Source organism: Thalassotalea hakodatensis (genome assembly GCF_030295995.1).
Taxonomy (GTDB): domain Bacteria; phylum Pseudomonadota; class Gammaproteobacteria; order Enterobacterales; family Alteromonadaceae; genus Thalassotalea_C; species Thalassotalea_C hakodatensis.
The window spans coordinates 2,580,143-2,593,310 of the sequence record NZ_AP027365.1 but is presented as its reverse complement, the minus strand read 5'-3'; the positions used below and the strand labels follow the sequence as shown (position 1 = coordinate 2,593,310).

General features: G+C 36.7%; 11 protein-coding genes and 2 pseudogenes. 9 read left to right on the top strand and 4 right to left on the bottom strand.

The window, feature by feature from the left end:
• Nucleotides 1-318: 318 nt before the first annotated feature.
• Nucleotides 319-1,256 (bottom strand): annotated as a pseudogene (locus QUE72_RS11405) (IS110 family RNA-guided transposase); the annotation flags it as partial.
• Nucleotides 1,246-1,662 (bottom strand): annotated as a pseudogene (locus QUE72_RS11400) (IS110 family transposase); the annotation flags it as partial. The pseudogenes QUE72_RS11405 and QUE72_RS11400, both read right to left, overlap by 11 nt.
• Nucleotides 1,663-1,755: 93 nt before the next feature.
• On the opposite strand from QUE72_RS11400, the gene QUE72_RS11395 reads away from it, so the two are divergent.
• The 8 genes from QUE72_RS11395 to QUE72_RS11360 all read left to right on the top strand — a co-directional run bounded on the left by QUE72_RS11395 (nucleotide 1,756) and on the right by QUE72_RS11360 (nucleotide 9,706).
• Nucleotides 1,756-2,121: a hypothetical protein gene (locus QUE72_RS11395; RefSeq protein WP_286269110.1), complete on the top strand. Its 366-nt coding sequence runs from the start codon at nucleotides 1,756-1,758 to the stop codon at nucleotides 2,119-2,121.
• Nucleotides 2,122-2,176: 55 nt separating this feature from the next.
• Nucleotides 2,177-2,368 carry an integrase core domain-containing protein gene (locus QUE72_RS19015; RefSeq protein ID WP_407704917.1) on the top strand — a complete coding sequence of 64 codons (192 nt, stop codon included), beginning with the start codon at nucleotides 2,177-2,179 and terminating at the stop codon, nucleotides 2,366-2,368.
• 185 nt (nucleotides 2,369-2,553) lie between these two features.
• Entirely contained in the window at nucleotides 2,554-2,796 is a 243-nt protein-coding gene (locus tag QUE72_RS11385) for a hypothetical protein (RefSeq protein WP_286269108.1), read from the top strand.
• Nucleotides 2,797-3,614: 818 nt separating this feature from the next.
• On the top strand, nucleotides 3,615-4,457 hold the full coding sequence (locus QUE72_RS11380) for a class I SAM-dependent methyltransferase (RefSeq protein ID WP_286269107.1): 843 nt from the start codon (nucleotides 3,615-3,617) through the stop codon (nucleotides 4,455-4,457).
• Nucleotides 4,458-4,767: 310 nt separating this feature from the next.
• Nucleotides 4,768-5,547, top strand: a complete 780-nt coding sequence (locus tag QUE72_RS11375; protein ID WP_286269106.1) for a LamG-like jellyroll fold domain-containing protein — start codon at nucleotides 4,768-4,770, stop codon at nucleotides 5,545-5,547.
• Nucleotides 5,548-5,753: 206 nt separating this feature from the next.
• Entirely contained in the window at nucleotides 5,754-6,944 is a 1,191-nt protein-coding gene (locus tag QUE72_RS11370; protein ID WP_286269105.1) for a retropepsin-like aspartic protease, read from the top strand.
• Nucleotides 6,945-7,433: 489 nt separating this feature from the next.
• The gene (locus QUE72_RS11365; protein WP_286269104.1) at nucleotides 7,434-7,973 is read left to right on the top strand and encodes a hypothetical protein; all 540 of its coding nucleotides are present in this window, start codon (nucleotides 7,434-7,436) and stop codon (nucleotides 7,971-7,973) included.
• Between the two features lie 671 nt (nucleotides 7,974-8,644).
• Nucleotides 8,645-9,706, top strand: coding sequence for a nitrilase-related carbon-nitrogen hydrolase (locus tag QUE72_RS11360; RefSeq protein ID WP_286269103.1), 1,062 nt, complete (start codon nucleotides 8,645-8,647; stop codon nucleotides 9,704-9,706).
• Between the two features lie 304 nt (nucleotides 9,707-10,010).
• Here QUE72_RS11360 and QUE72_RS11355 read toward each other — a convergent pair whose 3' ends face one another.
• Nucleotides 10,011-11,189, bottom strand: coding sequence for an IS4 family transposase (locus QUE72_RS11355; RefSeq protein ID WP_286269102.1), 1,179 nt, complete (start codon nucleotides 11,187-11,189; stop codon nucleotides 10,011-10,013).
• Nucleotides 11,190-11,349: 160 nt separating this feature from the next.
• On the opposite strand from QUE72_RS11355, the gene QUE72_RS11350 reads away from it, so the two are divergent.
• Complete coding sequence (locus QUE72_RS11350) at nucleotides 11,350-11,943, top strand: GNAT family N-acetyltransferase (protein ID WP_286269101.1); 594 nt, start codon at nucleotides 11,350-11,352, stop codon at nucleotides 11,941-11,943.
• 651 nt (nucleotides 11,944-12,594) lie between these two features.
• Here the strand turns inward: QUE72_RS11350 and QUE72_RS11345 are convergent.
• Complete coding sequence (locus QUE72_RS11345) at nucleotides 12,595-13,080, bottom strand: VOC family protein (RefSeq protein ID WP_286269099.1); 486 nt, start codon at nucleotides 13,078-13,080, stop codon at nucleotides 12,595-12,597.
• Between the last annotated feature and the right edge of the window lie 88 nt (nucleotides 13,081-13,168).

Sequence of the window (13,168 nt, the reverse complement as noted above, 5' to 3'; positions counted from 1 at the left end):
TCTTATGTGAACTCAATCACTGCCTGAATCTGTCAGTCCTTTAGTTGTTCAGGGGCACTAGACATTCATCGGTTAACCTTACGAAGGCACTATTCAAGTCAGTTGGCTCATAAGTCCAGTTAGTTTCAGGCTCAACTAAGGTGTAAACAATTTTGCTCATTGTTAATGCGCACCAATGGGGTGTCTAATCAAGCGCAAGTAGCTTATACCGCGACTATATTTACCTGCATTATCATGTTGTTGTGCATATAGCTTACAAATAACACGAGATAGTTCTTGCTTATCTAGTTAGGCGTTCAGCTCACCCCATTGTGCGACTTAAATGTTTAGAAATCGTTCATCATTAAACACCGTTTTGTTTTTTAGCATGAAGTAAACCGCACGACCAAGTTTATGTGCTAATGCTGATAACGCTTTGGCTTTACTCATGCGTTTTTGTAACTTGTTTAAGTAACGTCTGGCCTTGTCGTTTCCTCGTAAGTAAAGTATAGCCGCCTCACTAAATGCCCATTTTAAGTGACCGTTACCAATCTTATTACCGCTTGTTCCGTAGGTTTTCCCGCAGATTCTGCTTTGCATTTGACTAACCGAGAGTAGGAGGCAAATTTCTGTACAGAGCTAAATCTGTTGATGTCGCCAATTTCATAAAGAATTGTCATCGCGAGAATAATGCCGATGCCAGGAATTGTTCTTAGTTGTGCGTAATAGTCTGGGCGGTGTTGTTTTGCTTTGCGCTCAATAAAATATTCAAGATATTTAAGCTCTTTGGCGTAGTTGTCGAGAATCGTTAAATCGAAATTGATATTTCGCTGAACAACTGGGTCTTCATAACGCGTTTTAAATTCTTCTCGAACGCTTTTGTTTTTCATGTGTAATTCAAGGGCTGGATAATTATATTGGCTGTTGGTATTAACAATATGCGCTTTGAGTTGAGCACTATGCTGAACCAGTTTGGTTCTTCTTCGCAATAAATCACGGGTTGCCCGCATTTCACACGGATAGTTATAGGCTAAGGGAAAATTGCCGCCTCTTAAAAGGCAGGCAATTTTATATGAATCAATTTTATCGTTTTTGGCTTTACCACCATGAATGGCTTTCATGTACAAAGCATGGCCGAGTAGAAAATCAATATTATGCTCATCACATAAATCACTGACCCAATACCAGCAATGCATACACTCGACACCAATTACTACTTGCCCAATATAGGGCTGAAGAAGTGATAATAACGCCTGTTTATCGGCCTTCATCTTCTGCTTCGGGTACATAAATAGCGGTGAGCGTTTCTGCCTTAAAAAGTAGCGCTAGTTTAGCCGCATCACGTTTATCTGTTTTTACTCGGTCGCCAGGTTTTTTAGGAATGAGTGAAGGAGCTACGATATAACAGCAATGGCCAAGGCTGGTTAACAAACGATAAATCCAATAGCCACAAGGGCCTGCTTCATAAATAAAGTGCAGTGTTGCTTTAGGGTATTTTGATTGTAGTTGCCTAGCGAGCTTAATAAAGGCAGATTTATTGGTATTAATTCTACCTAATGATTCAGGTTTAGCTCCTCGTTTGTCTTTTAAAGCAGCGAGTTGTGTAAATGTTTTATGAGTATCTAATCCAATAAAAATTATGCTATGGTATTCATGCTGATCTCCTTTTTTAGTATTTAACAAACTAATTATGGCTCTGGCTTTCAGCTAATCCACGAATGGTTGGAGATCAGTACTTTCGTGGGGAGTCATTATGTCTAGCATACAAGGAAGGTTATGAGTTTGAAACACGGATTGATTTCATCATTAGCAATTATTACTTTACTTGGGGCAATCTTAGCTGGGGTAATTCTAAATCAACCTAACCAAATAAAGATTATAAATAATTCAACTCAAATAATTACAAACGCTTCAGTAGCTGTTGGTGGAGAAGAATATACTTTTGAAAAAATCGAAAGTAATTCAGCTCAAAGTCTATGGTATTTTTATAATGGCGTAGACAGTGAGTTCGACGTTTATATATATTTTGAAAATGGTCAAACAACCCGAATGGTTGGTGGCTACATGACTAGCGGAATATTTTTTAATACAACAATCGTTAATGTATCACCGAAATTAGAATTAACTTTGGCTACAGAGTAGGGACATAGCACCAAGGCTAATCATTCATTCCGATAGAGGCGTACAATATCGTGCGGTGAAATACCAAGAGTTAATTCGCAGCAAAGGTGGCGTAGTCAGTATGAGCCGCCGAGGCAATTGTTGGGATAATGCAGTGATGGAATCTTTCTATAGTCGTTTGAAAGTAGAGCTAGTTTACGCTGAGCAATATCGCTCGATTGATGAAGCTAAATTGGGTATATTTAAATACATTGAGGTTTTTTTATAACCGTTTACGTAGGCATTCAGCGTTGGGCTATGTCAGTCCTTCTGAATTTGAGCGCATTGGCGCATAACCAGTGTCTACTTTTTATGGGTAATACCAGTTACTAAATAAGTTTACACCATATTTAAACTATTTTTGTATAATCACGACTATGTAAATGGATTAAATTTTTTAATTAGGGATATACCATGAATAAAATTTTCAACTTCCAATCAATCGTAATTGCTATTTTATTAGTAATTTTAGCTTCATTAGTTCATACCAATAATCAAATATCAGATCAAAATAAAAAACTAACTAGCCAAATCTCTACTTTAAATACCCAGTTAAACAAAGTTAATTCTTCAACTACTAAAATTGAAGAGCGTGTGGCAAAAATAGAAAATAAACTTGAACCTAAATTCCAAGGTCTATTGGTTATGAGCAAATAGTAGCCTAACAAGGAGAGTATCATCAAAGCTCTTACAAACGTTTCGAATTGACGCGACAGTTGGAGCTTTTGTCGGTTGATTGCTTTCAGCTTGAATATTTATCGCAAGTTTATTTGTCGTGAGATTGTTAATAATTGCACTATTAGCAGCCATAAATGATCCCTTTGATTTATAAGGGAATTGCTTTTTGTTGATAATTATTATGTCGATTATGAAAGGTATGGGGAATTGAAGGTTGTCATCAATTGAATATGATATTTGTCATTAATTGTCTAGAGACAATCAGAGACCCTTGAGATATTACCGCACTTTATAGCAGTAAGGTTCTTTGACTCTATAAAGTTTACTGGAACAGGTCTTACGACGTGAGCAAATCTTATAGGCCTCATCATTTTATCTAAGATCATGAGCACCTTTTTTTATGAACGTGGTTATTGCGATTGTGTATAATTTCTGACATTAAAAGTCGGCTAAAATAGTGCTTTAAATACAGGAATTGATTGTATTGCTGACATTATTGTCACGCAAAACATCGAGCGTATTCGTTACCTGCTGTTTTTGTTTTTCCCTCTTTAAAGCACTACTTTCTCTACAATTGGATAGTTATAGTGGTTGTGTTTACATTTTTCTTTACAATTTATGTTTACCCGCTTTTGTTTTGTTCACGTATCTTACACCTAATAATCAGTGACTAAATACTGACTATAAATAGTTGTCACATTTTTTTGAAAAACGCCAAGATACTGTGTGTTTATAGGATATTTTAAACGCTGTTTGACTTAAACAATAATTCAGACCTAATAGAAGGAAATTGGGAAATGTTTACATTCAGATCTTTAGTTAGACCAGTATTTGTATTATTTATCATGAATATAACAAACGTGTTTGCTAACACTAATGACAAAGACGCAATTTGGCATGCAGTTCATAAAAATCCACATAGAACGGTTGAGGAAATTAAACGTGATCAATATCGTCACCCAGAACAAGTACTGCGTTTTTTTGATATCAATGAAAAATCGTCTGTTGGTGAAGTAGCACCTGGGCGTTTTTGGTATACACATATACTTGCGCCGCTGCTTAAAGACAAGGGGCGTTATGTTGGCCTAGAACACAATCCTGATTACTATAGAAAATCTCCTGACTGGGCAAATGAGCTTGCCAAATATGCACAAGATATTAAAGATGCGCCTGAACTTTATGGTTCAAATGCAGTTGGAACTTGGTTACCTGCTACTGAGGGATTACCCGTTGAAGCTGGTTCCTTAGATGTCGTTTTTATCGCTCGTACCATGCATAACTGGCAAAATCAGGGTCGGGTAGATGTTGGTTTGAAACAGTCGTGGCAGATATTAAAAGACGGCGGTATTTTAGCGATTGTACAACACAGAGCAGATGAAGATTTTGCAGGTGACCGACAGGCTGCAGCAAAACTGGGACGTTGGAAGCAATCTGACCTTATCAATGTAGTTGAGTCGTTTGGGTTTACATTAGTTGCTAGCTCAGAAATGAATTCAAACCCAAAAGATACAAAAAACTATGAAAACGGTGTTTGGACGTTACCGCCGCGACTTCGCTTGGGTGAAAAAGATCAAGAGAAATATGAAGCAATAGGTGAGTCGGATCGGATGACGTTGAAATTTATTAAAATACCTCAATAAATGGATGAATTCGCTTTTTATCACCTGTTCTGACCTATGTTAAATCGATGTGCTCAAAGTAAGACTTAGTTTTACTTTGCTTACTAGCTCTGCCTAACTAGGCGCTGAAATTGTTTAGTACCGAAGAAGTTTTTTAGGTTGCGTTGAACGTTTTCGATCAATTTAGAGCCGGTAATTTTCGTTACCGTTAACAATCTAAGTTCGTTGATTATCGGCCTTCAAGCAGGCGTTAATTGCAAACTAAAATGATGTGTTGAAATAATCAATAAAAATCAAGAATAGTATAAATAATAATAAAAAGGAAAAACTAATGAACAAACTGATCATAGTACTCATGTTCTCTATTGGCTTTAATGTGTCGTTATCAGCCAATGAAAGAGAAGGTTACAGCGGTACCACTAAGGAACTTCCCACAGGCTCGAAAGCTATATCAACTAATGGTCTCATAGCTGCTTATGATTTTGAATCTTATACCAGTGATGGGCTTTTACGCGATTTTAGTCCTCTTGGTAATCACGCTAAGCTGACTAAAATACACAGTACTACAGGGCTTTTTGGAAAAGCACTAGCCTTCAGCGAAAAAGAAGATGTTGCCATTATTCCTAATAGCTCAACGTTTAATTTAACTGGCCCGATAACCGTTGCGGCTAAACTAAAAATATCAACGCCGAACTTACACCAACATATCTTCGCTTGTAACGATCTGTTCGTGCTTTGGATCACAAAGAGTAATAAATATAAACTTGCTGATACGCAAGGACAAGGCTTTACAACGCCTAAAAACGTTGAGGCTGTCGTTAAAGGAAAATGGCATAGTGTTGTGGCTATATTGTCTGCAAACAAAGGCGATATACTAAACAAAGAAAATATCAAAATCTTCATAGACGGTGTTCAAATGGAGGGAACATATAAAAAAGCATGGTCACCAAGTGAATTGGTGGCAGTTAATGCATGCGTAATTGGTGGTACTCGCACTGGAGAACAAAGCCATCAAGATCTTCAATTTGAAGGCGTTATTGATGAACTTCAGATTTATTCACGTGCATTTTCTGATAACGAAGTAAAAGCTTATTCAAATGGTGGCTTATAGAAATTGCACTTTTTGCATAAGAATACAAGCAAATACGGATTTTTTAACACTTTTGCTACTTAAACGGTATTTTATTGGTAAATCTTAACGTTTAAGTAGGAAGGTGTTTAGTTGGCTTTTAGTTTTTAATTCAATGTATTCGCTTACTTTAAATTTACTCTAAATCATAGGTTATCTTTACAATTATTATAAATAAAGGTGCTCAGATGAAAAATATTATCATAGTGATACTAGGACTTACTTTTTTTGCAAATATTGTAATGGCAAAACAAACGCCACCAAGCTGGGTTAGTGAAGGGCCTTTTATAGAAAGTTCCCCAGCTTCATTTGAAATACCTATCAAAGTAATTGGTACGAAAATGTATGTCGAAATAGAGATAGGCGGCAAACCTCGACGGTTTGTTTTTGATACAGGATCGCCCTCCATGATTGATAGTGCACTCGTTGAAGAGCTGGGACTAAAAACTGTTGATACCAATAAAGGCATTGATGCTCATGGCGCTATCATCGAAACGGAAATTGTACAGGCGAACCTAAAAATAGGAGAGGTTGTTATTCAAAAAATACCAATGATGGCGGCAAACTTTTCATCTTCTATAGTAACTAAAGAGTTTATAGGTGATGGGGTATTAGGCTCAGATTTACTGCCTCTTGGTGTTTGGCAATTAGACTTAAAAAACGCTGTTCTTCGTTTCAATACAAACTTGCAAGACCTAGACTATATTAAAGGTTCAAAGCAATTGAAATTATATCAATTTGGCTACCCATATATGCCAATACTCGATGTATCATTTGCAAAAAAAGCCCGAAGTAAAGCAATGTTTGATACAGGATCTCCAACATTTTTTGCTATCTCTTTTGCCGACTTTAACGGGGCTAAAAAGGCGAATGGTATCGGTAAAACAGTCTCTGGTTATGGCTCGCCTGGTGCATCTCTGGGCGGACAAGCGGCAAACACTGAACTACTGCAAGCAGAGTTGAAAAATCTAGTCATTGATAAACTTGAACTGGGCCGTGTTGTTGCTAAAAGGAGAAAGTTATCACCAAGCCTGATTGGTGCTAGAATTCTCGAAAATTATATTGTTACTTTAGATTCACGCTCTGAAAAGGCGTACTTTAAAGAGTATTCTGATGGAGTACTTGCAAAATCATCTTTTGGATTTTCTTTGGCTTTTGATAACAATATTTCTATCGGTGCAGTATGGGAAAATTCACCTGCGAAAGCTGCTGGGCTTCAAGCTGGTTTAGCGTTAAAATCAATTAATAATATTGAGGTAGAGTTTACAAAAGAGGGTTTACATAGAGCAATGGAAGCTTTGGAAGGTCAAACAATAGAATTAACTTGGAAAGGTGGGTCTGTTAAGTTAGTAAAAAAACATCTCATTTCCATCGAGTAAAGCCTGTATTCAACGTTGAAAGATAAAAATGCATGAGTAACCCTAATTGTTTAGTATAGATCTCAATTACGTTTGTTTGGCTTAATTTCTCATAACACTTCAATGTCAAACCATTAAATGACGCTTGAGGCTGTTCATGATTACTTTATTGTATTCAGTAAGCAATTATTCGCCTATTTTTAATAACTACACTTTAACACCGATGTGGCGTATGTTGATTTGTAAACACCTTTAAATTACATTAGTGTTCTAAGTAGAGTGAAGTATAAACGTTGATTTTCATCGTTTACCGTCATCAAAAAAATTAATAATTTTAAAAAAACTAAATCATGGCATATCGATGTTGCTTACTTTATTGATAAGCGGAAAAACGGACAGCAATGGTGATGTTGGTTGTTATTTGTTTGCTAGACACTATTACGTCTTTAATGCTTGCAAGTATTATTGCCGTTTGACGCGGTATTAGATTTATCTAGGCATGGAGTGCAAATGAAAAATAGAACAATATTGATTACTGCTTTTTGTTCAGCGATGTTATTTTCTTGTGGTGGGTCTGAACAAGGCACATCTAACACATCAAAAAGTGATGTTAAAACAACATTAACTAATACTACCTGGAAAAGCGAATGTTCTCTTTACAGTAAAATTCCGACTGACAACACAAAGGAATTATGGAACATAACAATTAAGTTAACGATAGACTCTTCACTCAAAGCTACTTACCGAACAGAATTCTTCCACCCCACTGATAAAGCATGTGAGGTAATGATGTTTGATGCTTTAGATGTCTCAACATTTAAAGTAACAGGCAAAGTGATTACTGATGAAAGCATCGAAGCAAATGGTTTAAATGAAACCTTTATTTATAATTCAGATAATCGAGACTTGCCTACAAACTATACGTTAATTTATATGGATAGTGAAAAATTATATTTTGGTCAAAATTCAGGTTCAAATCTTGGCGAAACGCCTGAAACAAGGCACTCTTCTATTTCATTAGATAATTATTTCACACAAATCACCAACTAAAAGCCAAATACAAGATTATAGTATTGTTGTTAACTTACTATCTTTAGTGTTTTTCACTTTATGTTACGTTTTTACTTATCCCGAGCTCAGGTTACTTAGCGCTTATAATCAAAATCAACTTTTAAATATAAGCAATAGAGCAGTTTTTGGTGAGTCGTAAGTTGCATGTGACAACCTTGAGAGTTACCCGCAATTATTCGTATGTTCGCATAAATAAAGGAGGCTTTGTTTTACAACGTGCTGATTTGACCTACATTGCTAAGTATTAGATAGGTAATCCACCAAAGCCTACCAAATAAAGTTACTAAACCTTTGTTAGTTTGATAGTAAAAATGCAATTTTGAACTATGCTAAAGGCATTGCAATTTTACTTCGCAAGGAAGCGACATGACTCTTACTAGAGCCCCTCTAATTAGTTTTTATTCCACATCCTTGTTTTTCGTATTTCTTGTTGTGTTGGCTATGCCTTCAGAACAAGTAAAAATAGTCATTAACTTTGAAAGTCCAATTAATTTTTTGTTGGATTAATTCCCTTATGTAAGCCATTTAAAAAGGAGAAAAACTGTTGGCATTTTGTTAATTTCTCACAATTTTAGCCAACTGCATATGTTATGCGTTACTCATTGTGGTGTTAGGTTTGTCACATTTTCAATTAAATTATAGGAGTTGTTATGAAAATTAGTCAAATGATACAAGTCGCCTTGCTCTTTAGTATTACCATTTACGTTAATGCTGAACAGGCTTTATCTCACGTAGCTGTTGTACAGTTAAAGTCCACTGATGTTGGTGACTTTGAAAAAATGAAATCTTTAGTGATTCAGGCAAAAAATGAAGGTGCTGAATTAGTTATATTCCCAGAAAGTTCTGTATTCGGTTGGTTAAATCCTGACGTATTTACCAAAGCTGAGCCGATACCCGGAGCCTTTAGTGATCAGTTTGCAGAAATTGCCGTTAGCGAGAATATATGGATAGCTGCGGGGTTGGCTGAAAAAGGGCCTAAAGCAGGAGCTGGGGCGCTTCCAAATGCCTATTATGCGTATGACTCAGGCATTTTAATTAATCCCCAAGGAGAGCTTGTAATACATCATCGTAAAAATAATGTACTTAAAAACGCTTTTAACCCTGAAGATTGCAAAAGAATCTTAAATCAAGAACAGTGTAATTATAGTGAAGGTCCTATTTCTGACGTTAGCACAGTTCAAACGCCTTTTGGTAAAACTGCTCTTTTAGTTTGTGCGGATGCTTATATTCCTAGTGAATACAACCCAGGAACAGCGATAAAGGCGTTGAAAACGCTTGAACCAGAATTTGTTATTGTGCCATGGGGGATTGCTGCGGGTAATGAAAGCGACTGTGGCAAGGCAGGGTTTAATGCGGCAGACTATGCTTCACAGGCGGCCGTTTTTCTTTCGTCGGCTAATGTTGTTGGAGCCAACGGACTTGGAACCCGAGATTACGGTAAATATCTACCTTCGTTATACTGCGGTACAAGTGGTTATGCTGGTCCAACAGGTAAAGCGGTAGAAATTGAAAACCCAACAGCAGCACTAACTGTTTTCAACATTCCTGTTAAGTTTACCGCTGAATCTGGCCCTATATGGAATAATGCAGTTGACGCACCCAAAAAATGCCCACCAACGTGCGATAAATTCAGTTCTACATGGGACGGTCAATGGTGGACGACTGTTATGGGGGAAATGTCTGTTTGTGAATGCACCCTTGGCGTAAATTAACTATTATATTTAACATCGTTATCGAATTTTACTTTATAAGGGTTGTTCAGGCTGGAACGGTGTTTTTAATAATCGAGTTTTAAGTATAGTAAAGTGTTCAAAAGCGCATTTAACAGATGTTGAATTGGCGATCATTAAAAGAACTTTATAGGGGGGGTTGATCTTTCGCGTTTATTTTTGCAGCAGTTTATGGGTATTTAGACAAGGCAGCGCTTGTGCCGTGTAGTTATTCTACTCAAACCAAGCGATAACATAGTAGAAATGCCAAATAGGTGCTGCCCGAAGGGCTGACGGATCCCCATTTTTATATAACTGAACATATTTGATAATAAGCTAAAAAGTTTTCTCGACTTTTCTGTAGATAGTGATTTTTAATTTTGTGGAGTCTATGCCGAATTACTTGCTTCGCCAATGTAAGAAACGATAGAACTCTGCGGTGTTTTATCGTATTAGCCTGAAACATTATTTGCCAATTGCGCTGCTCCGCTTCAAAGCCAACAAACCAAAGTAATAGACTGGCTAAACATGCAATTAAGCACAAGGCACTCATTCGCCTTACGCCTTGTGTTTTACTAAACCGCCACGAAAAGCCATATTGTTGGCTTTTGTCATCGCGAAAGTTTTGCTCAATTTGCATCCTTTTACTGTACAACTTAATTACTTGATCACTAGTGAGTGTATTATCTGATGTTGCGAGTAACCATGGCTCATGAGCATGCCGTCGATACATGCGAGTATCTTTAGTAAAACGGCTATTCCCTTTTCGTCCTTTGTATTTTCCTTTGTACAAATGGAGAAATGCATCACATGCTGTTGGACTGTGTTGAGTAACCCTCGCTTTGCCAAGTCGAGTTGGTTGACAGCTCGCTCCCTGATGAAAGGCAGGGAGTTTTTCCCAAGTATTTTTACCTTCTAACTTACATGTCATCGTGCCTCTGAGACGGCCAATAAAGTGCCATCCTAATGAACGGACTTTAGTATACCAAGGAGTAAGAAAACCACCATCTGACAAAATATAAACGGACCGGTGTTCACCAATAACTTGAAGGAGGTTGTCTAAAAATCTGGCATTGGTTTCTGGCGTATCAAAATCTTTTAATTCAACAACCATGTTGTAAAGCACTAAAGAACGACCATCAACGAGTAAACTCGCTCTAAGCAGGTGGTAATCTGAACGGCAACAACCACTCCAGTCCACTGCAATGGCTAAACAAGGCAAGTTGCTAATGATTGGCTTGGCCAACGAAGCGTATATTTCAACTTGTTGGTTAAACAAATGCTCGTTATTAAGAAAACGAGCAACCCTTTTTATTTTATGCTTAATGTTCGCACGCCCAGCTAAGTAACGCCCCAAACTTGTTAAGGTTAATCTATCAGACGCTATAAGTGCTTCAGAGCATGCTTTAAGTGTCTTCATTCTCGCTTGATTGAAATTCGATAAGGACTTATCAAAGAAGTTATGGCAAAGTAAGGATTCAGGCATAGCATTTTACTCTTATTTTTGTTTTGACGAACTAATAAGATCATAAAATGTTGTGCCTGTCATTTTTTGGGGATTCGTCAGCCCTTTGGGGCCAACTAAATTTAATCTCGAAAGTTCAATAGACCCTAGCTTTAGTAAAATATAAAGGACATATTTGCTTATGAATGAAATTGTATATCAAGTAGGGTTGCCGAGACATTTAAAATCAGAAGCTGCAATTTTGTATGATGAGGCGTTTGGTAAAAAACTTTCGGTTGCAGTGAAATCCGAGAACAAACGAGTTGCTCTTATACAACGCTCGCTTAGATCAGAGTTTGCCATTGTGGCAATATCAGAAAACAAATTACTCGGTATCGCTGGTTTTCATACTGAAAATGGCTCTTTAACAAATGGGATCACTTATAAAAACTTACTTTCTGAATTAGGTTTTATTAAAGGGAACTGGGCCGCTATCATTTTTAGTTTTTATGAAAGAAAACCTAAAAAAAGTGAGTTATTAATGGATGGTATAGTGGTTCATACTGACTCAAGAGGAAAAGGTATTGGCAGTAAACTGCTTGAAAAGGTAGCCGATTATGCCCAAGAAAATCACTTTAAGAGTGTTCGATTAGATGTTATTGACACAAACCCAAAGGCAAAGGTGTTATATAAACGTAAAGGGTTTGTAGTGGTGAAAACCGAATATTATCCATACTTAAAGCGGTTTCTAGGTTTTAGTGGCTCAACAACGATGGCGTTAACGTTAAGTAAATAACAAAAGGGCTGATGACATAGTCTTTTGATTTTAAACTCTTTATAAGAGTAATTAAATTAATCTTATTGTAAGCAAGAAAATATTAATATTTTACTTCTTAAGTGAACAACACATGTGCTAATTTTTTAATGCAGACATTAGCAACATAATTTGTAAGATATGTCTTACAAGGTCGTGAGATATTGAGTTATTTATCGTAGCTAAGTGGAAGTATATTTTCATTATCTATTGTTATATAAAGATTTTTTTAATTAATATTTAATTTACACTTACTTTACAATATTTTTTATGTGAATAGATTAATGAAAAATACCTGTTTCAGCGTATTATTAATCATGTCAGGAAGACATTGACTAGGAAGGTCAAGGGCATTGCGCTCTCAAGGAGAAACCCTAGGATGGGGTTATAGTAGGCCAAACGGACTTGTATTAAGGATGAACGCTGAAACACGGAACGTTAAGGACTTTGTTGTGGCTTAGAAAAGCTGCTTAGAGGGAACTTGAAGGACGTTAATGGAATTAACAAGGAAAGGCTAAGGATAGCTGTTTAGGGATGAAGCGGGATACTTGAATGCAGGATGCATATAGCTAGTTAGAGAAGTGCGGCTCATGATGAGCCGCATTTTTTCTTTTACCGCTACGGTTAATTTATTTATTCATATTCAACAGCGTAGGTTTCTTCATAACTATGTGAATAGAGCTCAAATAAATTACCGAATGGATCTTCTAAATATACCATTTTAGCAGGTTTACTATCATCTTCAGGGTGATAACGCATAATATCCATACGTACTTTACCCCCAAAGGCTTTGGTGCGTTCTATCACACTTTCAAAGTCATCTGTTTGCAAACAAAAATGGAAAATACCAATACGAGAAAAGTCAACAGGATGACGTTCTTGACGATCTTTCATTTCAAATAATTCTACACCAATACCATCTGTAGTAACTAAGTGAGCAATATTAAACCCTTTGAAGCCAGGACCAAAAACTGCAATACACATTCTACCAATTGCTGTTTCACGCTCTTCAATGACTTGCGTGTTATTCATAATGACTTTGAGGCCAAGTGCGTTGGTATAAAACTCAACCGCTTTGTTCATATCACCTACCATGATGCCAACATGATTCATTTTCATTATTTTCTCCCAATCTACTTCTTCATTTATGGTGTTATACCAATTCGCATAAAGATTAAGTCAGTTCAGAGCGATGTCAGCGGTAGGA